The 21,869-nt window shown below is 42.8% G+C and carries 21 protein-coding genes; 6 read left to right on the forward strand and 15 right to left on the reverse strand.

The window, feature by feature from the left end; genetic code table 11:
* Positions 1-41 precede the first annotated feature (41 nt).
* Positions 42-671, forward strand: a complete 630-nt coding sequence (locus ACP7AE_RS02320; RefSeq protein WP_426241214.1) for a hypothetical protein — start codon at positions 42-44, stop codon at positions 669-671.
* Positions 672-788: 117 nt separating this feature from the next.
* Here the strand turns inward: ACP7AE_RS02320 and ACP7AE_RS02325 are convergent, their stop codons facing one another.
* Complete coding sequence (locus ACP7AE_RS02325; protein WP_426241215.1) at positions 789-1,388, reverse strand: GNAT family N-acetyltransferase; 600 nt, start codon at positions 1,386-1,388, stop codon at positions 789-791.
* A 270-nt stretch (positions 1,389-1,658) separates the two neighbouring features.
* On the opposite strand from ACP7AE_RS02325, the gene ribF reads away from it, so the two are divergent.
* A complete protein-coding gene (ribF, locus tag ACP7AE_RS02330; RefSeq protein ID WP_426241216.1) occupies positions 1,659-2,699 on the forward strand; it encodes a riboflavin biosynthesis protein RibF in 1,041 nt (346 codons plus the stop codon).
* 114 nt (positions 2,700-2,813) lie between these two features.
* On the opposite strand, the gene ACP7AE_RS02335 is transcribed toward ribF, so the two are convergent.
* The 5 genes from ACP7AE_RS02335 to ACP7AE_RS02355 form a co-directional block, all read right to left on the reverse strand.
* The gene (locus ACP7AE_RS02335; RefSeq protein WP_045444148.1) at positions 2,814-3,053 is read right to left on the reverse strand and encodes a DUF2789 domain-containing protein; all 240 of its coding nucleotides are present in this window, start codon (positions 3,051-3,053) and stop codon (positions 2,814-2,816) included.
* Positions 3,054-3,263: 210 nt separating this feature from the next.
* Positions 3,264-4,253 (reverse strand): malate dehydrogenase, encoded by a 990-nt coding sequence (locus ACP7AE_RS02340; protein ID WP_426241217.1) that lies wholly within the window; start codon positions 4,251-4,253, stop codon positions 3,264-3,266.
* 371 nt (positions 4,254-4,624) lie between these two features.
* Positions 4,625-5,266, reverse strand: a complete 642-nt coding sequence (locus tag ACP7AE_RS02345; RefSeq protein WP_055124727.1) for a hypothetical protein — start codon at positions 5,264-5,266, stop codon at positions 4,625-4,627.
* A gap of 7 nt (positions 5,267-5,273) precedes the next feature.
* A complete protein-coding gene (locus ACP7AE_RS02350; protein WP_426241218.1) occupies positions 5,274-5,435 on the reverse strand; it encodes a hypothetical protein in 162 nt (53 codons plus the stop codon).
* 519 nt (positions 5,436-5,954) lie between these two features.
* Entirely contained in the window at positions 5,955-8,093 is a 2,139-nt protein-coding gene (locus tag ACP7AE_RS02355; protein WP_426241219.1) for a transglycosylase SLT domain-containing protein, read from the reverse strand.
* Positions 8,094-8,480: 387 nt separating this feature from the next.
* Between ACP7AE_RS02355 and miaB the strand changes: the two genes are divergently transcribed.
* On the forward strand, positions 8,481-9,971 hold the full coding sequence (gene miaB / locus ACP7AE_RS02360) for a tRNA (N6-isopentenyl adenosine(37)-C2)-methylthiotransferase MiaB (protein ID WP_426241220.1): 1,491 nt from the start codon (positions 8,481-8,483) through the stop codon (positions 9,969-9,971).
* Between the two features lie 185 nt (positions 9,972-10,156).
* Here miaB and ACP7AE_RS02365 read toward each other — a convergent pair whose 3' ends face one another.
* The 5 genes from ACP7AE_RS02365 to ACP7AE_RS02385 form a co-directional block, all read right to left on the reverse strand.
* Positions 10,157-10,654 (reverse strand): GNAT family N-acetyltransferase, encoded by a 498-nt coding sequence (locus ACP7AE_RS02365; protein ID WP_109591749.1) that lies wholly within the window; start codon positions 10,652-10,654, stop codon positions 10,157-10,159.
* A 131-nt stretch (positions 10,655-10,785) separates the two neighbouring features.
* Positions 10,786-11,520 (reverse strand): LysE family translocator, encoded by a 735-nt coding sequence (locus ACP7AE_RS02370; RefSeq protein WP_426241221.1) that lies wholly within the window; start codon positions 11,518-11,520, stop codon positions 10,786-10,788.
* Between the two features lie 122 nt (positions 11,521-11,642).
* The gene (gene argE / locus ACP7AE_RS02375) at positions 11,643-12,863 is read right to left on the reverse strand and encodes an acetylornithine deacetylase (RefSeq protein ID WP_426241222.1); all 1,221 of its coding nucleotides are present in this window, start codon (positions 12,861-12,863) and stop codon (positions 11,643-11,645) included.
* A gap of 135 nt (positions 12,864-12,998) precedes the next feature.
* The gene (locus ACP7AE_RS02380) at positions 12,999-13,484 is read right to left on the reverse strand and encodes a nucleoside deaminase (protein ID WP_426241223.1); all 486 of its coding nucleotides are present in this window, start codon (positions 13,482-13,484) and stop codon (positions 12,999-13,001) included.
* A 296-nt stretch (positions 13,485-13,780) separates the two neighbouring features.
* Positions 13,781-14,434, reverse strand: coding sequence for a UPF0149 family protein (locus ACP7AE_RS02385; protein ID WP_055124733.1), 654 nt, complete (start codon positions 14,432-14,434; stop codon positions 13,781-13,783).
* 232 nt (positions 14,435-14,666) lie between these two features.
* On the opposite strand from ACP7AE_RS02385, the gene ACP7AE_RS02390 reads away from it, so the two are divergent.
* Together ACP7AE_RS02390 and ACP7AE_RS02395 are read left to right on the forward strand one after the other, a co-directional pair.
* Positions 14,667-15,107: a hypothetical protein gene (locus tag ACP7AE_RS02390; RefSeq protein ID WP_201540085.1), complete on the forward strand. Its 441-nt coding sequence runs from the start codon at positions 14,667-14,669 to the stop codon at positions 15,105-15,107.
* 116 nt (positions 15,108-15,223) lie between these two features.
* Positions 15,224-15,655: a cell division protein ZapA gene (locus ACP7AE_RS02395; RefSeq protein WP_201540086.1), complete on the forward strand. Its 432-nt coding sequence runs from the start codon at positions 15,224-15,226 to the stop codon at positions 15,653-15,655.
* An 82-nt stretch (positions 15,656-15,737) separates the two neighbouring features.
* Here ACP7AE_RS02395 and ACP7AE_RS02400 read toward each other — a convergent pair whose 3' ends face one another.
* The 4 genes from ACP7AE_RS02400 to ACP7AE_RS02415 form a co-directional block, all read right to left on the reverse strand.
* Positions 15,738-16,034 carry a hypothetical protein gene (locus ACP7AE_RS02400; RefSeq protein WP_227676468.1) on the reverse strand — a complete coding sequence of 99 codons (297 nt, stop codon included), beginning with the start codon at positions 16,032-16,034 and terminating at the stop codon, positions 15,738-15,740.
* A 357-nt stretch (positions 16,035-16,391) separates the two neighbouring features.
* Entirely contained in the window at positions 16,392-18,485 is a 2,094-nt protein-coding gene (glyS, locus tag ACP7AE_RS02405) for a glycine--tRNA ligase subunit beta (RefSeq protein WP_426241224.1), read from the reverse strand.
* 9 nt (positions 18,486-18,494) lie between these two features.
* Positions 18,495-19,484, reverse strand: a complete 990-nt coding sequence (gene glyQ, locus ACP7AE_RS02410) for a glycine--tRNA ligase subunit alpha (RefSeq protein WP_426241360.1) — start codon at positions 19,482-19,484, stop codon at positions 18,495-18,497.
* 502 nt (positions 19,485-19,986) lie between these two features.
* Positions 19,987-20,199 (reverse strand): PspC domain-containing protein, encoded by a 213-nt coding sequence (locus tag ACP7AE_RS02415; RefSeq protein ID WP_045454060.1) that lies wholly within the window; start codon positions 20,197-20,199, stop codon positions 19,987-19,989.
* Between the two features lie 564 nt (positions 20,200-20,763).
* Here ACP7AE_RS02415 and nadR point away from each other — a divergent pair.
* Positions 20,764-21,804: a multifunctional transcriptional regulator/nicotinamide-nucleotide adenylyltransferase/ribosylnicotinamide kinase NadR gene (gene nadR, locus ACP7AE_RS02420; RefSeq protein ID WP_201540087.1), complete on the forward strand. Its 1,041-nt coding sequence runs from the start codon at positions 20,764-20,766 to the stop codon at positions 21,802-21,804.
* Positions 21,805-21,869 lie beyond the last annotated feature (65 nt).

Genomic DNA, 21,869 nt, shown 5'->3' on the forward strand with positions numbered 1-21,869 from the left:
TAATTAACCATTAACGAATAAATGAAATCTGAGGGCTAATAATGATAACCAAACGAGTAACCTTGCTACGCTTACCAACTATCCTGACTGCTGGTGTCCTTAGCACTGGACTGCTTTTAAGTGCTTGTAGCGATAACGATAAGACAGCTAACAGTGCCGAAGATACGGCAGCCATCGCTGAAGGCAGTGCTGATGAAAGCATTGATGCTGAAAATAGCGCTGCTAATCAAACGTCAGCAGTGGATGCGAATAGCACAGTTGACAGCAAGCAGATGACTGACAATAGTAAAGATGAAACGGCTATTGATAGTGATAATATTAACCCAGTCACTTCTGCGACCAAGCAAAAAAGCCTCGTAACCAATCCCACCCAAGCTGGTACGCCGGAAGATACTGTCAAGCAAGCACTAGATAGCTTGTATTATGGCGAGGTAAAGGAAGCTGTTAAATATTATAAAGTAGATATGGCAAACTTCGAAGAAGAGCTGGCTAAAACCCAGTATGCCTTTCAGCAAACCGTCGATGGCGTCACTATCACCGATACTCAATACAGTGATGATAAAACCCGTGCCACCATCATTGGGGAGCTGATGCTAAAAGGACAAAGTGCGCCTGCACCGTTGACATATGAGCTGCAAAAAATTGAAGGTCAATGGAAAATCCTAGGATAAGACGCCTTGCTGTCCTCATTTAAAATCACTTTAGCTTAAGTTATTTTAGCTTAAGTCACTCGAACTTGAGCTATCTTATCTTCAATAATTTTATTTGATACCAATCAAAATTTGATATTAATCTGACGACACTGCCTTGCCAAGCATCACAACATCAGCGATAAAGCCTTGCATATCACACACTTTTGGCATATATCCCCATTGCTCAAAACCAAGCTTACGGAACAATCCTAAGCTTGGCTGATTGTGCGCAAAAATAAGCGCGATTACATTATGAATACCTAGGTTTGGCGCTTGTGTCAACATCCAGCATGTCAATAAACTGCCCAATCCTTGACCGTGATAATCCTGATGCAAGTAGATACTAATCTCAGTGCTGATATGATAAGCCGGTCGTGCATATAAATCGCTAAAGCTACCCCAAGCGACGATTGTTGCTGTCTCTGTTTTCGCTGCATTCTGCGTGGTCTTATGCATCGCTTTTACCACATAAATAGGACGCGTCGGACTATTTATATGCTCATCAAACCAATCTGCACGCTCTTCACAAGTCACTGGGGTGAGATTAGCAGTGGCTTGCTTACCTGCAATAGTCTGATTGTAAATCTCCAAAATCTCTGACAAGTCGTCTCTACTTGCACGCTGCACGACAAACTCATCAGTGAGATAGTGTTCTGACAAAACAGCTGGCACAGCATTTAAGGCAGCAACGGGCATAAGGTCTCCGTAATTATTAATTAATAGTCTATGAGTGATAATTGTTGCAAGATGATCCATCTATACAGAGGGTCATTACAAAAGCATGTGGACAAACATCACGGTATTTTAAGATGACAGAGCGGATAGCGCCATACTTTTATTGTCAGTAGACTATAGGATGTTAGTGTGGTCATTTTACTTTATAATGGCTGATTTTAAACACATTGATTTTGGTACGGGTGTGTTTTTTCTTTTTTATCCGGTCTTATCTATCATAGCTGAAAATTTATGAACACCTATTTTCTTGAGCAACTGATTGCCTCGCCAAGTAATTTGACTGCAAATACTAGTCCAGTAGATTTAGCGCCCTGTGTGCTCACTATCGGTAACTTCGATGGTGTCCATCTTGGTCATCAAGCAATGCTTGAACAAGTCCGTGATATTGCGCATGCACAAAATCTTGGTTCTGCTGTCATGATATTTGAGCCACAGCCTCGTGAATTTTTTGCGCCAGCCACCGCGCCTGCTCGCCTCACCAATCTCGCTGAAAAACAAGCTTTGTTAGCAGAATATGGCGTTGAGACCTTGATTGTGGCAGGATTTGATGCAGAGTTTCGCTCTCTATCCGCCCAAGCATTTGCGGATCTTTTAGCCCTGCGCTTAAATGTCAAAGCGTTGGTATTGGGTGATGACTTCAAATTTGGTCATGACCGTACTGGCGACAGTCAGTTTTTGCGGAATTATGGCTTAGATGTGACCAATCTACATACCGTCATCGATAATAGTGGTAAAGCGGCACGTATCAGCTCTACTCGCGTTCGGGACTTACTATTGGCTGGTGATATTGACGCTGCTAATGCGCTACTTGGTCGCGATTATGCGATTACAGGAATGGTCGTTGGTGGTGATAAAATAGGTCGCACCATGGACTTTCCTACTGCGAATATTGACCTACAGCGTTTAAAACCTGCCCTGCATGGTATCTTTGCTGTTGATGTCGTCAGCCTCGACGAGGATGGGCAAGTGATTGCTGATGGCTTATCGGCACTTGCTATAGATGGCAAATCAGGTATCTCAGGATTACGTTCCAACAGCCTCTTTGGGACAGCCAATATCGGCACCAGACCCTCTGTCGATAAACAACATGATTGGCGTTTGGAAGTGCATTTCCCAGAATTAAATGCCGATTTATATGGATTAACTTTACAGGTTCGATTTTTGCATTATTTACATGGTGAACGACATTATGATGGCTTAGAAGCATTAAAAACAGGCATCCATAATGATGTGAAAGCATTAATTGAGTGGCGAGAGCAGCAGCCCAGTTAGATAACTAGTAGGCTTAAATGCGGGCGTCGATATTTGTAATTTATAAAAAACCCACAGTGCTTAGAACATTTGTGGGTTTTTATTTAATAATTCGTTTTTTAATAGTTCTTTTTTCTAAGCATCTGGATGCATACGTACGTTTAAGTCATCGATGACCTCTACCCATTCCGCATCTTTTTCCCATTCTTCTTGTAGAAAAGCACGCTGATTGTCTGTCCAAATGCTCGCTTCTATCAACTTCTCTTCTTTATCCAACTGATTATTTTCAATAAAACTATCAATCGCTGCATCTGAGCTATCAAGTCCCAACTGTGCAAATAATTCATTCATATTGTATTCTGGTTCACCCAACATGGTTTTCTCCTTAAATGGTACGAGTGTCTTTGTGTTTATTATCTAAATTGACACATTTATTGTAGCAAGCTTTATTTTAATAGCTGTTAATCAACGTGTATCTAACGTTATCAATTGTATTTTGATAGGCAGACAAGACACAAAAAAGCCCTCTAATGTAGAGGGCTTTTTTAGATCAATTTCTATATAACAGTTTTATGACATGATGACTTATGGAAGCAGGTGTGCTACTGCATCACGTTCTTCGCTAAGCTCTTGCTCAGTCGCTGCCATTTTCTCTTTAGAGAAATCTGATGACACATCAACGCCATCTACGATAGACCAATCGCCGTTAGTACATGTGCATGGGAATGAGTAGATTAAGCCTTTTGCGATACCGTATTCGCCGTTTGAATAAACGCCCATTGATACCCAATCGTTCTCATCAGTACCCAATGCCCATGTACGTACGTGTGCAATAGCAGCATTGGCAGCAGAAGCGGCAGATGATGCACCGCGTGCTTTAATGATTGCAGCACCGCGTTGTTGTACTTCTGGGATATAAGTCGCTTCGTACCATTCGCGATCAACCAAATCTAATGCAGGCTTACCGTTGACAGTAGCAGCAGTCAGATCAGGATACTGCGTTGATGAATGGTTGCCCCAGATGATCATTTTTTTCACGTCATTTACTGTGCTTTCAGTTTTGCCAGCCAACTGCGCCATGGCACGGTTGTGGTCTAAACGAGTCATCGCAGTAAAGTTGCGTGGATCAAGATCTGGTGCATTACGCTGAGCGATAAGGGCGTTGGTGTTGGCAGGGTTACCGACAACCAATACTTTTACGTCACGGCTTGCAACGTCATTCAATGCTTTACCTTGTGCTGAGAAAATCGCAGCGTTGGCTTCTAGTAAATCTTTACGTTCCATACCTGGACCACGCGGACGTGAACCTACAAGCAGAGCATAGTCAACATCTTTGAATGCAACGGTCGCATCATCAGTCTGCACAATACCTGCTAATAAAGGGAATGCACAATCTTCCAATTCCATGACCACACCCTTTAGGGCGTCAAGTGCTGGAGCGATTTCAAGCAATTGCAAAATAACTGGCTGATCTTTACCTAGCATCTCGCCAGATGCAATACGAAATAACATAGCATAGCTGATATTACCAGCGGCACCAGTGACGGCAACACGTAAAGGCTGTTTCATTGACATTGAATACTCCCTAATTATAGATTAGATAATTCATGATTCTGATTGATGGTTCTAATGGATGACTATCGTTGTAAATAGCGACTTGCCTACTGAATATAGCAGTCATAAACCGAGAGCTAGTGTAGCACTTCGTTCAGCAAATCGTCTAGAGACAATAAGACGTCGACCACCGATTATATTGTTACATTTTATACGGGAGGATTTTTATACCTACTGTAAACCTATACGGATACAGTGCTATAAAGCAATAAAAGGCAGCTGATAACAGCATTGAGAAGCGTTATATATAGTGATATAACACTTAAGATAAACGAATATTATTAGGGCGTGTCCTCAATTCAAACAATAAGCATTTAAATAGGCTAAAAAAACTATTTTCCACCCGAAATGACGAACTTACTGCCACAATTATTCACAACATTATGACATGTGCCAAATTCGCTCCCTTCATAACAAATATGGATATCTGTCAATGTTGATTGACGACGACTGCCCGCTTGGCAAATCAAGTCAATACTGTTTGAGGACATGCCACTGTTAAGCTGGGTCATTTGACTGATAAATCGAGATTTAGAAACCGTATAGCTATTACCTGTATTAAGCTCGTTAGGCAGCTTTAATGCGCCAGCGTAATTGGTAATCTGGCGGAAATAACTACTGGCACTGAGTGGACTACACGCCCCATAACGCTGCCAAGCTTGGCTACGTACTGTCGTATCAGGCATGATACGGTTGACGACTTTTAACTGTAACGGTGTCAGACGTGGCTCACTACCACGTCCGCAGCGCTCACCATATCCCATATCCAGACCTGATACTGTCAACGAATAACCCTCCAAGCATTGACGCATGCGGGCACGTGTCGGCTGTATGCTACACAATGCTGGCGTCATCTCAATCATCAACACCCGCTGTCCGCTCTTAACAGCGCTCGCGGCATGTACCGGCATCATCATAATGCCTTGCAACATCACTAATGCACCGATACTTAGCGTCGTATTTAGTTTATCCATAGATGTATTAGTTATCGAGCTTGATTGGTTTAAATCTGGCGTCAGAGTAGATAGCGAGCGTACCTGCATCTGCTGAATAGATGACTGATGCCGAACTTTGGATAACAGGGACAGATTGAAATATTTTTTGATCATAGGGGCTGAAGGCATCTAGCAATGATAAAAACATGGGCTATCGTTTAGCTCATAGTGTTCGACGTATGAACACTGATAAAACTAAGAATAGAGCTAACAAAAATGTGTGCGTTGATTGATAAGCACGTATAAAAGACACTAATTGATGCAATGGTAGCAAAACATTTTTTTTAATCTATAGCAGAAACGTAAACATAAGCTAATGATAGCATCAATAGTACAAAAATATTGCAACGTTAGCATGTCATCATCAGCGAGGTTGGGCGTCGAATTAGGCATATCGTCAAGACAAAACTAGCTTTGATTGCACGATCAAAAGTGACATAAAAAAACCATTAATGATTGCTCACGAATGGTTTTTTTGGTTTATACATTAGGGCGTGTCTTCATTTCAAAAATGGTGATAAAAATGAGATAAATTGCCGTCAAACAAGGAAAATAGTGCAGATAATATCGGGATATTAACCAGCTATTTGACGATGTTTGGCAAGATTTAGCCATTTTTAGCCCATTTAGAGGACTATCGAGTGAATTGAAGACACGCCCTAGCATTTTAGAGCGCGGCAGGTATCGTGCCCATGCGCTGGCTAATAGGCTGACTACGACCTAATAGACTGCTATAAATGGTGGCATTTTCCATCACGTGTTTAACGTAATTACGGGTTTCAGGAAAGGCAATCGACTCGACGTACTGGTCGGCTGCGAGCGAACCATATACTGGTTGCCAACGCTTGGCATTGTTCGGACCCGCATTATAGCCAGCCGTTGCCAACACAGGTTGACGGTTTAGCTTACCGAAAATATCACCCATATACCATGTGCCGTAACGAATATTGGTATCGCCACTATTGGCACGGCTGGCGCTATAGGTCTCACCTAAGTTACGAGCAATGTATTTTGCCGTGTCAGGCATCACCTGCATCAAACCACTGGCACCAACATTTGAGCGTGCTGATGCAACAAAGCGACTTTCTTGACGCATAATGCCATAAGCCCAAGCAGGATCGATACCAGCAGACTGACTATAACGTACGACTGCATCTTGATGCGGCATCGGATGTGATAACGCTAAGCTGTCTACTCTATCAGTATTATCAACGGCATAAATTGCTCGGTCGAGCCAGCCCATATCATAGGCTTGACGAGCAGCGGCAATAATCAAGTTATCATCACGCTTGTCGCGCGCCTGCTTTACCGCCCAGTTCCATTCACGATTGGCATAGGCACGGCTGGCGTCAGCATTATATAGAGCAAAAGCACGCGCAAAGTTGGCATCTTGCATAACCCGTGCGCGATCAGCGGTACTGACATTTGGTAAGTTATTACCACCTAAACGACTGGCATCAAAACGCTGACCCACTTTATCCTTTGCCATTAAGCCATAATAGTCATTATTTTTTGCCAAGTTTTGATACATTTTTTTAGCAGTATTACGCTTGTTAGCATCGCTTGATTGCTCATAAGCGCGAGCCAGCCAATATTGCCACTGGTCACTTTTTTGGGTTTCAGCCTCCATTTTTGAGATGGCCTCGACCACATCATCCCAGCGGCTAAAGCGAATCGCTGCCATGGCATAATCTTCAGCTTCTTCAAAATTAAAATCTTCGTCTAGGCTATTGCGGAACCAGTCAACCGCCTCAGCATTAAAACCATCATCCGTATTATGATTCATACGTTGCACCCCAAGGATACGATACGCATAGCGACGAGTCGCCGCATTCAACAATTTAACTGAACGCTGATTGTCTTGTTTAACATCAAAATCCAACTGTAATGCAGCTTCACGGTAAGACTTGTCAGCAACACGTCCCATGGCATATAGATATAAGTATTGATTGTTTTGACTGGCAGGCTCTCGACTAAAACGGCTAAAAAAAGCAGACGGATTCAGTTGAATCTCACTCAATGCTGAATAAGCAATAGGCGTTCCTAAACGTGATGACAATGCCATAATGTCACCCGTTTTGCCTTTGCGTAGCATACGCTTGAGCCGCGCCGCGCGATCCTGATTGCTAATCAGCGCGTTATTATTCATCTCCATCGCGAGCTGGTCACACAAGGCTGGCTGCTTTTTGGTCGTCAACCAAACTTCAGACTTGGCTGCCATAGCCCGCATAGTATCGCCGCCATTATTGAACCCAAGCGCCACCGCACAGCGCTCACTGGCATCCGCATTGGTAATCAAATTCGCAACTTGGCGTACTGAGGCGTAATCATTGGAGCCTGCTTTAGTCTCAGCAAAATCCGCCACCAGCTTTTCTGCCATCACCGTATTTGGATATTGACGCACAAACTGTGACACTGCCGCCGAACTTTGCGAATTAAGATCCAAATTCATCCGCCAATAAGTGGGATACATGGCAAACAAACCCCCACTCATCGCTTGCTCATAATTGTATAAAGCACTGACATCACCGCGTTCTGCCGCAATTGCCGCTGCTGTAAATGAGCTCACACCATTGTCTGACTGATAGCCACTGTTTTGTTGATAGCTGCCTTCTTGCTGATAACTGTCCTCTTCACCCCACGTCAGCTCAGCACAAGCCACCTGTGACAATCCTAGCGCACTCATTGCTGTCGCCAAACTTAACGCACTGACTCGTAGCGTCCTTGCTTTCATTCGTTTTGCATCTTCATTTTGCTTAATAGATTCTCTATCCTTGATGCTATGAGCAACCTGCGGCTTTGTCATACTGACTCTCTTTGTAATGTGTCCAAATGATTTGGCTAAATAATATGTTTAGAATAACAATGCCAAAACGGCGTAAATCGCGATTTAATCAATCGCGCTAGTATGGTCGCATTCATCATACTATACTCGTTGCACTTTCAACCATCACCTTTACCTTTTGTTAATAAATACGATAGCACGGTGTAACATAGAAGTGATAGCAAGCCATAATTTTTGCCAAACGCGTTACTAGTAGCAGTAAACAATTGATACTGTTATAAATAATTTATCATGACGACCAACAATTGACCCTGCTAATTTTTCACATTGTCATAGGGTTGTGATAAAATACGCCACCTGTTAATCACCTATCACGCTATATTTTTAGTCAATCATGGACTTATCCTTATGAGTGTTACTGTATTTAATCCCCGCATCGATGACACTGCTGGCGCTGAAACAACCGCTACTGCGCCTGCTGTCACTGCACTCAAAGAATCAAGTTCAGCCCAAGCACCTGTCAAAACAGCGACTAAGAAAGTCTTTGTCACCACACAGGGCTGTCAGATGAACGTCTATGATTCCGGCAAAATGCTGGACGTGCTCGGTGATTCCCACGGTATGGAAGTCACACACGATATCGATGAAGCCGATGTATTGCTGATGAATACTTGCTCTATCCGCGAAAAAGCGCAAGAAAAGGTGTTTTCAGAATTGGGTCGCTGGCGCAAGCTAAAAGAAAAGCGCCCTGATCTCGTCATTGGTGTCGGTGGTTGCGTAGCCTCTCAAGAAGGCGATAACATTCAAAAACGCGCGCCTTATGTCGATATGGTATTTGGCCCGCAGACATTACACCGTTTGCCAGAGCTGTATGATCAATCACATGAGCAGCGTGAAATCGCACCAAAAAATCGCATCGGCACAGTTGACGTATCCTTCCCAAGTATTGAAAAATTCGACTTTTTACCTGAGCCAAGAGTAGAAGGCTTTAAAGCCTTTGTCTCTATTATGGAAGGCTGCTCAAAATATTGCTCATTTTGCGTGGTGCCTTATACCCGCGGTGAAGAATTGTCGCGCCCACTCGACGACGTATTGGCTGAAATTGATAGCTTGGCGGCGCAAGGCGTGCGTGAAATCAATCTATTGGGTCAAAACGTCAACGGCTATCGCGGTGAAAAAGACGACGGCAGCATTTGCCGTTTCGCTGAGCTATTACATTATGTCTCGCATGTCGATGGCGTTGAACGTATTCGCTATACGACCAGCCATCCACTAGAGTTCACCGATGACATCATTGATGCTTATGCACAATTGCCAGAGTTAGTATCACACTTGCATCTACCTGTACAGAGTGGCTCAAACGCGATATTGGCGGCGATGAAACGCAATCACACGATTGATGTCTATATCAATCAGATTAATAAGCTCAAAGCCATTCGTCCTGATATTCACTTATCGAGCGACTTTATTATTGGTTTCCCTGGTGAGACCGATCAAGACTTCCAAGATACGTTGAACTTGGCAAAAGAATTGAATTTCGATCATTCTTACAGCTTTATCTACTCTAAGCGTCCGGGCACGCCAGCCGCTGAGTTGCCAGATGATGTGAGTTTCAAAACTAAAAAAGAGCGCTTAGCAGAATTCCAAAAAGTCATCATTGATTCAACGCTAGCGAAAACGCATGAGATGGTCGGCACCACGACACGTGTCTTGGTGGAACAAGTTGCCAACCGTCATCCTGATTGCTTAATCGGTACGGCAGATAATACCCGTACGGTCATGTTCCCTTATGACGAAGACAAAATGGATGAGATGTTGGGTAAACTCGTGAGCGTACGTATTACTGATTTCGTCAGTCCACACATGGTAAAAGGTGAGCTAATCGAAGTATTGGCGTAACTGTTAAATTATAAGTTTGAGCAAAAATAAAAATAGCCGTTCACTATCAATAGTGAGCGGCTTTTTTATTGATAAAGTGGATTAGTTTTATCAAGCTCTCAAAGAGAGTGCAAACGATACTTAACTTTCTAAATGATTGCTGTAAAGACATATTGAGATATTGACTTTTGAACACAGTAAAAGTGCTATAACACAAAACACTTCATTAAGATCTCGTTAATATATTCCTCATTATCTTTCAATGCCATTGGTTCTAACCCATAAGCTTGAAAACCAAAATTTTTATAGAAATTAATAGCAGGCTTATTATTATCAGCTACAGTAAGTAAAATTTGTTCCACATATTTTTTACTATACTCCATAACTTCCCTAAGCAATTGACTTGCTATGCCTTTTTCTCGGAATTCAGGTTCAATGAATACACTGGATAGATACGCTTTATGAGAAAACTTTATTCCAGTCTCTTGTGTGAAGGTGGCTAAACCTATGATTTTATTTTTATGATAGGCGCCAAATACAGTTGAACTTGATAAGCAATTTTCAAAAAAAATTGGAGGTTTTGCTACTTCTGCTACATATGTGGATCCAAAAATTCTTGGAGATTTTTCTAGAGCTGAAAGTCTGATAGTTCTGAAATCGTTAAGCTCATTAACACTTAAAATTTTTATCTCAATATTTAACATACGATCATCTGCCCAATCATAAAATACCTAATAGATCAAACTAAGCTACCTGTCTCAGTGTGCAGGGTGAATTACTTTTGTCAAACTCACGTAGAAAGCGCCGATAAAACGTAACCCACTAGATTCGTTTTTTAAACCATAAAGCTATTTATGACTTCAACCAATAAAGCGGCTGCAATAATGATAAATATGACGCCGCAACCACGATTGAGCCACGCTAAACGATTGCCAACATCGAGCCAACTTGCCAGTTTTGTACCACCCAAGGTATAAACGATTTGCCAAATTGTTTCACTTAAGAATAACCCTATCGTTAATAAAAAATATTGCGGCCATAACGGCGCACTAAAATTGATAAATTTGGGGAAAAAAGCTGCAAAAAATAAGATGGCTTTGGGGTTAGATAGCGATACCCAAACACCTGTACGGAACAAGGTCACATTGCTTGGCGAGATTCTCACCGCTGCGCTTGAGAGCGAACGCGGCTGCGGTGTACCAGCTGTATCTTTACTGCCAGAAATAGAATATTCAGCCGCGACTTCTTCGCTCATTTCACGAGCATCACTCATCAAGCTGCCATCGCCTGCATCGCGCCAAGAGCTAATACCCAGATAGATTAAATAAGCCGCACCCACTGCTTTAATGACTGTCAACAACCAAGGCGACTGGCGACTGATCACATCGAGTCCAAGTAGTGTCGATAGCAGCAAAATAAACAACCCAAGGCTCAGTCCTGCCAGCGTCCACAATGTGCGCTTTACGCCATAGTTCATGCCATACTGAAATGCCAGTAGCATATTGGGACCTGGGGTCGCTGAAATAAAAAACGTACTTGCAAAGAATACTGCAAACAGATGCCAAGACATCGACCAACCCCTACTTTGTTATTTATAAAAATTTATCGTAATAATGCCAAACTGCTAAAAAATAAACACCGCCATAACGACGGTGTCTCTTCTGCTAACTCGTCACTTGCTGATTTAATCCATCAATTGATCGTACAGCTGTCTAATAACTTCTGTAAAAAACCATCACAGCGCTCAATTTCACTCAGCTTAACGTATTCATCAGCTTTATGCGCCTGCTCAATACTACCGGGACCGCAGATGATCGTTGGGATGCCTGCATTGGTAAACTGACCACCCTCAGTCGCATAAGCCACTTTATGACGCTCGTTATCTCCAGTCAGTGCGGCTATTAACGATTGCAATTCAGCACTGTCATTATCAGTCATTGCCGGTACGCTTTCTTCCTGCATCAGCTCAATACCGGTATCGGCAGCACGTGCTTGCATCTGGGCATTTAATTCTGTCACTTTCGCTTGAATCGGTGCAAGAATATCCTCTTGTGTCATATGCGGCAGGTTACGATAGTCAAAGGTAAACTCACATAGATTGGGGACAATATTGGTCGCCGTGCCACCTTTTATCGTGCCTACAGACAATGTCGAATAAGGCACATCGAACAGCGCATCATTATCACTGCGATGACTAATCTCTTCTGCCAACTCATCAACATAACCAATCAAACGACTGGCATAGCTGATAGCATTGACACCTTGGGCGGTCAATGACGAATGCGCAGACTTACCATGGACGCGGCAACGATAAACGGCAATGCCTTTATGTGCCACAACCATCGTCATATTGGTTGGCTCACCGACGATACAATAATCAGGTGTGATACCACGCGCTTTCAAATCTGCCAGTATCAATGGCGCACCCAAACAGCCCACTTCTTCATCGAATGACAATGCTAAATGCAGTGGACGACGTAACTGGCCGCTATTTGATAACTGCACAGCGCGTGGTAATAATGTCAATGCACAAGCGATAAAGCCTTTCATATCACACGCACCGCGTCCATATAGCTTATCGCCACGTATCGTCGCAGTGAATGGATCTGACGTCCAATCTTGACCATCAACTGGTACTACGTCAGTATGACCAGACAGCACCAGACCGTGATTGACTTCATCAGAGTTTTTGCCAGCAGGTACTGTCAAAAATAAATTTGCCTTGGTTTTGGCATCGTTAAAGGTCAAATCTACCATTAAGCCTAACTGCTCACAGTAGGATTCTATATCTTCAATCAAAGCCAGATTAGAATGCCGACTGACCGTATCAAAGGCGATAAGACGCGTCAGCCAATTGATACTATGCGCAGGGTAAGACGTATTTTTGAGCTGATTATTATTGTTCGAAATCATGAAATATCCTTATCACGATATAATACCGATTTTAGAAAGACGGTTAGCGATGTTAAATTTTCCAAGCCTACTAGATGTAGTACTCGCACTCATTTTTCGCTACTGTAATTTCTGGAATGGTAAAAATAGAAAGCGTTAGCGCCTTTGAAATGCGCGATGTTGCAGCGCCTTTACTTCTGCATCTAATCCAGCAATCGGACCTTGTACTGGTATGTTCGGAGCCACTTCTTGAATACTTAATGAATTGATTGGTGATGAGGATTTTACGCCCATCTCCTCCATCCATTCATCCAACTGTTTTGATGAGCTCACATAAACGATACGACCAAGCCCTGCCCACGCATGCGCGGCCGAACACATGGCACAATGCTCGCCTGAGGTATAAACCACAGCGTTAGCGCGCGCCTCCGCTGTCATATTTGCTGCTGCCCATTTAGCAACGGCAATCTCAGGATGATAAGTAGCATCGACAGAATTGGCTCGGTTACGATCTTCATGCAGCACATGACCGTCGCCGTCGACCAATACGCTACCAAATGGCTCATCGCCCGCCTCTAAAGCTTCAGTAGCAAGCTCTACGCAGCGGCGCAAATACATCATATCATTGTCGGTGATCATCATAATCTCCCTTCTATTACCTAAGCGCCATTAATGACTCTTAAAATCTCTCATATCTTTTTAGAAAATACTCGGGTGTGTTCTCATTTTGAAAATGGTGATAAAAATGAGATAAATGGCAGCCAAATCAGAAAAATAGCGCAGATAATATCGGGACATTAACCAGCTATTTGACGTAGTTTTGCAAGATTTAACTATTTTTATCCCATTTAGTCGCTTTCTCTTAGATTAAGGATACGCCCTAGCATGGATGCTAAGTTGGCTTTTACGACAGATTGCTTCTTACGATAGCGTCTTTATTATGAAGGACGGTTTTGATTCATCGCATCAACGACTGGTGGCATTGGCTTTGGTAACTTGCCTTCTGCCTGCAGCTCTTTGGTGGTTTTTGCATCGATAGCCAGTCCAGCAATCAGGGCAATATCTTTGACAGGTTTACGCGTGCGGGTGGCAAAGCTCACTGGCACCATGCGCGCAAACTCATAAATATGCAGATAAGACTCTTCGCCACCTTCAAAGTTTTCGTCATCTTCTAAGCGAATACCACCGATTTTAGCCAAATCAGACAACATCTCATTTTCGTCACCACTTAGACCACAGTCGGTAATCCCAAAACCCGTCATAAAACCATTTGCCCACTGTTTCAATGCCATCACGCGCTCGTACAAATCATGTTCATCATCTGGTACTAATGGCGTGTAAGAATAAGCATCGTCTTTGTCTTTAAGCTGAAAAACCGTGTCTTCCGCTTCTTCTGTTAACAGTGTCAATGCCTCATCAGGTAAAGGCGCAAAACTGAGCTCCTCAAATACCTTAGCCCATACTTGCTCATCAGGCGCATTACAAGCAGTCATAAGCCCTGTCATCAAGCCGTGCACCTCGCTGATAGATACGTCAGTCCAGTCATCAAAAGCAGTCAGCCATGTATTCCAGCCAGATATATTGTCATTCATAATAGAGGTCCTAGTGATTGATTATTGCTTAAAAAATAAAAACAGACGGATAAAATAGGTTTGAGACATCGCTTGATATTATCAATCAAACCATGGCTAATAAAAATAAACAAACAACGCCTAATATAGGTAATTACTTTGTTGATATAGATATTATGCGGTCACCTATGGCATTATTAAACGCAGAGAACAAAATTCATTCACGCTTACTTGTTAAGGATAAAAACTGACTATGTATGATCAACTTAGAATATTAGAAAAAATGATACTCGACATAAAAAAACAGTATCAGCTTGTCAGTGCTGAACTTAGCAGCCTCAAACAGCATCCTGTTAGCGACCCTCAAGAGCTTGCAACATTAACGACCAAGCTCAACACTAGTCATAGCGAACGCGACGGTGCCAAAAAACAATTGAACGATCTCGACAAGCGCTACCAAAGCTTGGCTGAAGCGCATCATATGATAGGCGAAGAGCAAGATAAATTGCAAAAACAGGTCAGCCAATTGCAACAACAAAACAGCCAGTTACAGCAACAAAATAATGAATTAAAGCAGCAATATAGCGATATTAAACAGCAAAACAGTGAGCTGCAGAAAAAGAATCAATTGGCAGCAGAGCGTACACAAGTTGTATTAAAACGCTTAACCCACATCGATCAAGTAGAAGGCTGATCAGTGATGGTAATAAACGATGACCGATCATCACTACTTGCTAATGAAACCGACAAAATCAAAACGGTAATATTTTATATTACTCATTTTACTGACCAGACATTGTAGGATTTATCATGACCGATGACCATAAAAACTCTATAGAAGAAAAGCCACAAAATGGCCAACAGCAGAATATTTCTTCTAAACCACAACCAGTCGCTGCAACTGGTTCAAATACGTCGAGTGCTACTGTGAAAACCACTATCCCTGAACCACAAATCAAAAAGGTTGATATTGCAATTGCGGGTGTCACCTATCCTATTTATTGCCCAGTACACGAACAAGAAGAGCTGCTCTCAGCTGTCTCGTATATCAATAACCATGCACTAGATCTCAAACGAGATGCGCCAAGCCTCAGTCAAGAAAGTATCTTGGTACTGTGCTGCTTGAATTTGTATGAAAAAATACACACCAATCAAAGAAGCGATGAAGATCGACTACAGCAAGACAAACAATCTGAAGCGCTATTAAATAAAATTATGAAAGACGCACAGTCTGTTTTATAAGCGCATATTACGCGACGAAACAATAAGCGCTTCGCTCTGATGAGCCAAGCGCTTTTTTATGCCCAAGCCATAATCTAATTATTTATACGTCAGGGTTATAAACCTTACCTGCATGAAAATCTGCTTGATGCTCATAATTGCAAAAAAACAATGCTTGGTTTTCGCCAATAGCACTCTCACTATTTGCAGCCAAGTTGGGCTTGGTTTCAAGGACGCCTCGGTATTCAGCCAAGCTGTTGCCACAAAAATTGCACTGACGCGGTGTAATCACATCCCCTTTTTTTGGCATCATGCTTTTGGGCGCACGCGGGTACATAAATTTATAAAACCCCCACATTACTATCCAAATAACGATGATGATAATGATAACAGCAAACATGGCAGTGCTCCTTTGAATATGAGTAAGCGCTATGAATGATAAAAGCCGCTTGGCGGATTATTCAATACGTCTGAACAGTATAACTTAACCAGCAATACTGACGATATAGTCAGAGCATTTTTAAACCGCTACGGTGTTACCCGCCCTAGATGTACTCAGTGTACTATCTGCGGTCGGTCGCCTTGTAGCGATTCTAAAACTCCTTGACTATAGTGCTATGCTTTAGCGAGTTAATTGTCCATCCATTTATCATGGTAATTTATCAATAAATGCCATGATACGGTGTAAAAAACTGGCCATAGCGGGCCAGTTTTTGTATTAAACAGAAAATAAAGTGAGCGATCTATATTAGTGAAACTATAGCTGCAACTCACTGATATCAGCGACGGTTAAAAACAATGCGCGTACTTGCTTAAGCAGCGCTAAGCGGTTGTTTTTAAGGGCGGCGTCTTCACTGTTGACCATCACATTATCAAAGAATTGCGTCAGCGGCTTATCTAAGCTGGCAAGCGTTTGCAACACTTGTGTGTAATCCGCTTGTTCTAGCATCGGTTTAACCGCCGTCTGCGCTTGCAGCACACTTGCATATAAGCTTTGCTCCGCAGGCTCAGACAATAGCGCTTCATCGACAGTATCAGCGACACTCACTTCTGATTTGGCCAATATATTGGCGACACGCTTGTTTGAATCAGCAAGCATTGAAGCTTGTGACAATTCGCTAAAGTCTTGTACCGCGCGAATACGCTGATCAAAATCGAGCGGCATATGCGGGTTAATCGCTTGCACTGCCTGAATGGTATCGACGCTCACGCCCTGCTCGGTATACATCGCACGATAGCGCGAGTTTAAGAATGCCATGACCTGAGTAAACGTATCGCCCATTTTTTCAATCTTGCTGCCTTCAGCGTCACTATAGCCTTTGATCGCTTGTTCAACGAGCGCTACCAAATTAATTGGCAATTGCTTTTCGATCAAAATACGCAAGATACCGATGGCTGAGCGACGTAGACTGAACGGATCTTTTGAACCCGTCGGTGCTTGGTCAATGGCAAAAATACCAACAAGCGTATCTAAACGGTCAGCTAATGCTAAGCAAATACCAATTGGCGTCTGTGGTAATACATCACCGCTGAACTTAGGTAAATATTGCTCTTCTAAACTTGCCGCGACTGCTTCAGGCTCATTATTCAAACGCGCATAATAAGTGCCTGCAATGCCTTGTAATTCAGGATATTCACCTACGAGCGAGCTAGCTAAATCTGCTTTGGATAAAATACCCGCACGCACCGTTTCATCGATATCAATCTGCTGACCTTGCTGTTGCATCAAGGCGGCAATAAAGGCGGCAAGCTTGGCAATACGCTCAGATTTTTCCCAAATCGTACCCAGCTTGTCTTGGAAAACGCGAGTTTTGAGGCTTTCTGTCAACGCAAACAATGGCTGCTTCTGGTCTTGCAAGAAGAAAAACTCGGCATCGGCTAAACGCGGACGTACGACTTTCTCATTACCTTCGATAATTTGATTGGGATCTTTTGACTCAATGTTGGTAATAAAAATAAAGTAAGGCTGCAACTTGCCTGCTTTATCAGTTAAGCAAAAATACTTCTGATCCGCTTGCATGGTAGAAATAAGCGCTTCTTGCGGTACCTGTAAAAAACGTGGCTCAAAGCTTGCTCGCAGTGCAATCGGAAAATCAACCAATGCGGTGACTTCATCCAACAAATCTTGCGGCACGATAGCATCAGCATTGACCTCATCTGCTAGTGCTTTGACTTGGTTTTTGATCAGCATTTGACGCTTATCAAAATCAGCCACGACTTTTAAACCGCCTAGTAATTCTTCGTAGTCATTGGCGTGCGCAATCTCATGATAGTTAGGACTATGGAAGCGGTGGCCACGAGTTTGCGTGCCTGTTTGATGGCCTTGGATAGTCGCATCAATGACAGTACTATCTTGCATCAATACCGCCCACTGGACTGGACGCACAAATTCATTGCGGCTGGCACCTGAACGCATACGCTTAGCAATCGGTAGATTGTCTAGTGCAGTCTGAAAAATGGTAGCTAACAGTTCAGTAGTTGCTTGACCATGAATGACTTGCTCATAACCAACATAATTACCTTTGTCGGTGTTAATCGTTATCAGCTCACTGGCTTCAATGCCTAAACCCTTGGCAAAACCCATCGCTGCACGTGTTGGATTACCTTCCGCATCAAAGGCAGCTTTAATCGCAGGACCGCGCTTTTGCTCGCTACGATCCGGCTGCTTATCGCTAATGCCCTGAATTTGAAGCGCTAAACGACGCGGGGCAGCAAAGGCTTTGATACTATCGAAGCTAATTTCTGCTTCATTCAATTGTTCAGTGACACTCGCTTGTAGCGCATCACGTAGAGGTTTTAGGCTTTTTGGAGGTAGCTCTTCACACCCCAGTTCAAATAGAATAGTACTCATGGGATGCTCCTATTTATTGTTATTAGTAGATTGGTTGTTATCAATAGCTTGATTGATTTCTGTATTCTCAGCGGCTTCTTCTTTTGGCAAATACTTATCGAGCGCCGCTTGACGATGTGCCTCATCCGCTAATGGAAAGCCTAACTTAGCGCGTGCTTCAACGTAACCAATGGCAACCTTACGGGCAAGCGTACGCACACGTAGGATAAAACGCTGACGTTCGGTCACTGAAATCGCACCACGAGCATCGAGTAAATTAAAAGCATGTGAGGCTTTTAGTACCATCTCATAGGCAGGTAATGGCAAACCTTCGGCAACCAACTTATCTGCTTGCTGCTCATAAAAGTCAAACATCTCGCCCATCATTGGCACATCAGCGTGCTCAAAGTTATAAGTCGACTGCTCAACTTCGTTTTGATGGAAGACATCGCCATAAGTGACGCGACCAAACTCACCATCTGCCCAGACCAAATCGTAAACGCTGTCAACACCCTGCACATACATTGCCAAGCGCTCAAGTCCATAAGTGATTTCACCAGTCACCGGGAAGCACTCAAGACCGCCTACTTGCTGGAAATACGTAAACTGCGTCACTTCCATGCCGTTGAGCCAAATCTCCCAGCCTAGTCCCCACGCACCCAGCGTTGGCGACTCCCAGTTATCTTCAACGAAACGCACATCGTGCACTAATGGATCGATACCAATGGCTCTTAGCGAGTCCAAATACAGCTCTTGGATATTGGGTGGATTTGGCTTTAGCACCACTTGAAACTGATAGTAATGCTGCAAACGGTTGGGGTTGTCACCGTAGCGACCATCAGTTGGACGACGTGATGGCTGCACATAAGCAGCATTCCAACGCTCAGGACCTAACGAGCGTAAAAATGTCGCGGTGTGAAAAGTACCCGCGCCGACTTCCATATCATAAGGCTGCAAAATAACGCAGCCCTTATCTGCCCAATAATTCTGTAGGGTTAGGATTAAATCCTGAAACGTCATCGGTTGAGGGTCTGTATTTTCTATCATCGGAGTTGTCGCTTGGGATGTCATAGTTTGGGTTTTCATAGTAAAGCCACTGTGGAATGGATATTTATAAATAAAGTTTTGATAGCACTCATATAGCCTATTCGGCAACGACTCTATTTGCCTGCTCACCTTACTAAAAATTGACTGTTTTATCTATATTTACATCAATTAAATTTATGCTGCAGACCTAAACGAGTCGTTATAAGGCTCATTTATAATCAAACTGCTGCAATATAGGAGGCACAAAAGTAGCAGATAAAAAAATACCCAAATGCGCGAGCATCTGGGCAGGAGGAAAGGTATGTCTTTGGTATCCTGATGAGTCAGGCTTTTTGTTTTTTAGTCGAACTGCTATTCTCTTTTTTTGGTAAAAATCTATCTGAGCTAATCTCGATAGTGATGCTATCAAAACGATAATATTAAAATAGTACTGCTATTAAGCTATTAAAAAGATACGAGCAAATATAAAAAAATCTTATTGGTAAGACGCACTAGTCGCTTTTGGCATGATTATCCATAAAATTATATAAATTAAGATGCCAGGTACTGCTGCACTCAAGGATGAGATAATCACGAATAATACTCTCACCCAAGTCGGTGACCAGCCAACGTATTCGGCAATGCCGCCCATCACACCTGCTATCATGCGATTGTTCTGTGAGCGATGTAGTTTTGCTAGTTTAGCCAAATCAAATACCTCTCTATCATTTCTATTGTTATTTGAAATTCTGCTTTTTTTCTTCTGTTTTTATGCTTTTTTCCGATTGTAGTTAGGAAGCTGCTTAGCCTTCTTAACTTATGGATAAGTATAGCAACTATTTAATATTTATCTGTTGAACGTATAGACGTACTTTGTGAGTTTATGCTAAGCAAGCTTGCCCTAATCTGTCATAAAACCTCATAAACTGCTGATTTTAAATAGTTATTTCAAAATGTTTCAAGATTAGCTTTATTGCTGCCATATTACACATGTTGTTACAAATCCAATATTTAGCCATTTTCAGCACATAGATATTGTGTAGATGGACCTTCAGAAATGGTGAGATACTCAAACACTTACAGTTAAATTAATAACTTGGTCATATTTTTATCAGAAAAAAGTCGTATAAAGTCGTATAAAAAGATACCCCTTTACAATAACCTACCTGTAAATCGCCTTAAACCTTTATAACATGCTGGTAAATAACAGATATTCCAGCAGTCTATCTATAAAATTAGTGTGATGAAGCATGACTAAAAATTAAGGAAAGCTATGTACGAGTCAGGATTGATGATTGGACATTTTGAGCCACTACATTTAGGTCAAATGCGCAGTATATTGGCTGCGGCAGGACAAGTGAAAACCTTGCATATTATCATTATGGCGCATCCAGCACCGCATCCAGACTTTGAGATTACTTTGCAAGACAAAGCACGTTGGCTACAGATGGCGTGTGCTGATTTGCCATTTATCCAGATTCATACCACTCATGAGATTGAGCTGCCGCTACATGATAGCTTCGTTGATGTGACAATCGACATTCCTACCAGCAATGCCAAACTACAACGTTTGACGACAGCGCTCGACTTACCAGCAGATACAGTCTTGTTTGTCGCAGAAAACCACCCATTGGCGCAGAGTGATGTCTATGAGCGATTATCGATGCCAGTCGTCACGACCCCGTTACAGCCTGAGTTTGATTCTTATGCCATCGCTCGTAACCCAGTCGCGCATTGGTCAGCTATTCATCCCCAAGCGCGCGGCGACTATACCAAAACGGTGGCGATTGTTGGCGGTGAAAGTTCGGGTAAGACCACATTGGTACATAAACTGGCCAATTATTATGGCGCCAGCTTTGCTTTAGAGATGGGACGCTTATATGTCGGCACAGATTTGGGCGGTAGTGAAGTCGGTCTACAATACAATGACTATGGTCCGATTGCCCTTCAGCATGCTCAAGCTATAAGAGATGCGGCGGCTAATGCGACCGCTCCTGTCACCATCGTTGATACCGATTTTGTGACCACTCAAGCATTTTGTGAAGAATATGAAGGTCGCAGCCATCCTTTTGTGGCGGCTTGTATCGATGAGTTTCGCTTGGATCATACCATTATGCTGGATAACAATACGCCGTGGATTGATGATGGCATGCGCTCATTGGGCACGCCTGAGGCGCGTGGACGCTTTGAGCGACGTCTCGTCGATATTTTTGCTCGTCATGATATCAAACCGCACATGGTTGATCAGCCAGATTACGATGCGCGCTATCAGCAAGCGCTGCTGCTTATCGATCAGTATGTTTATGGCAGATAGAGGAGATGGTAAAAATAGCGATAATACAAAAATAATATGATACTAAAAAATAAAATAAGAACTCA

Origin of the sequence: Psychrobacter sp. TWP2-1-2 (assembly GCF_049896785.1) — a bacterium.
Lineage (GTDB): Bacteria > Pseudomonadota > Gammaproteobacteria > Pseudomonadales > Moraxellaceae > Psychrobacter.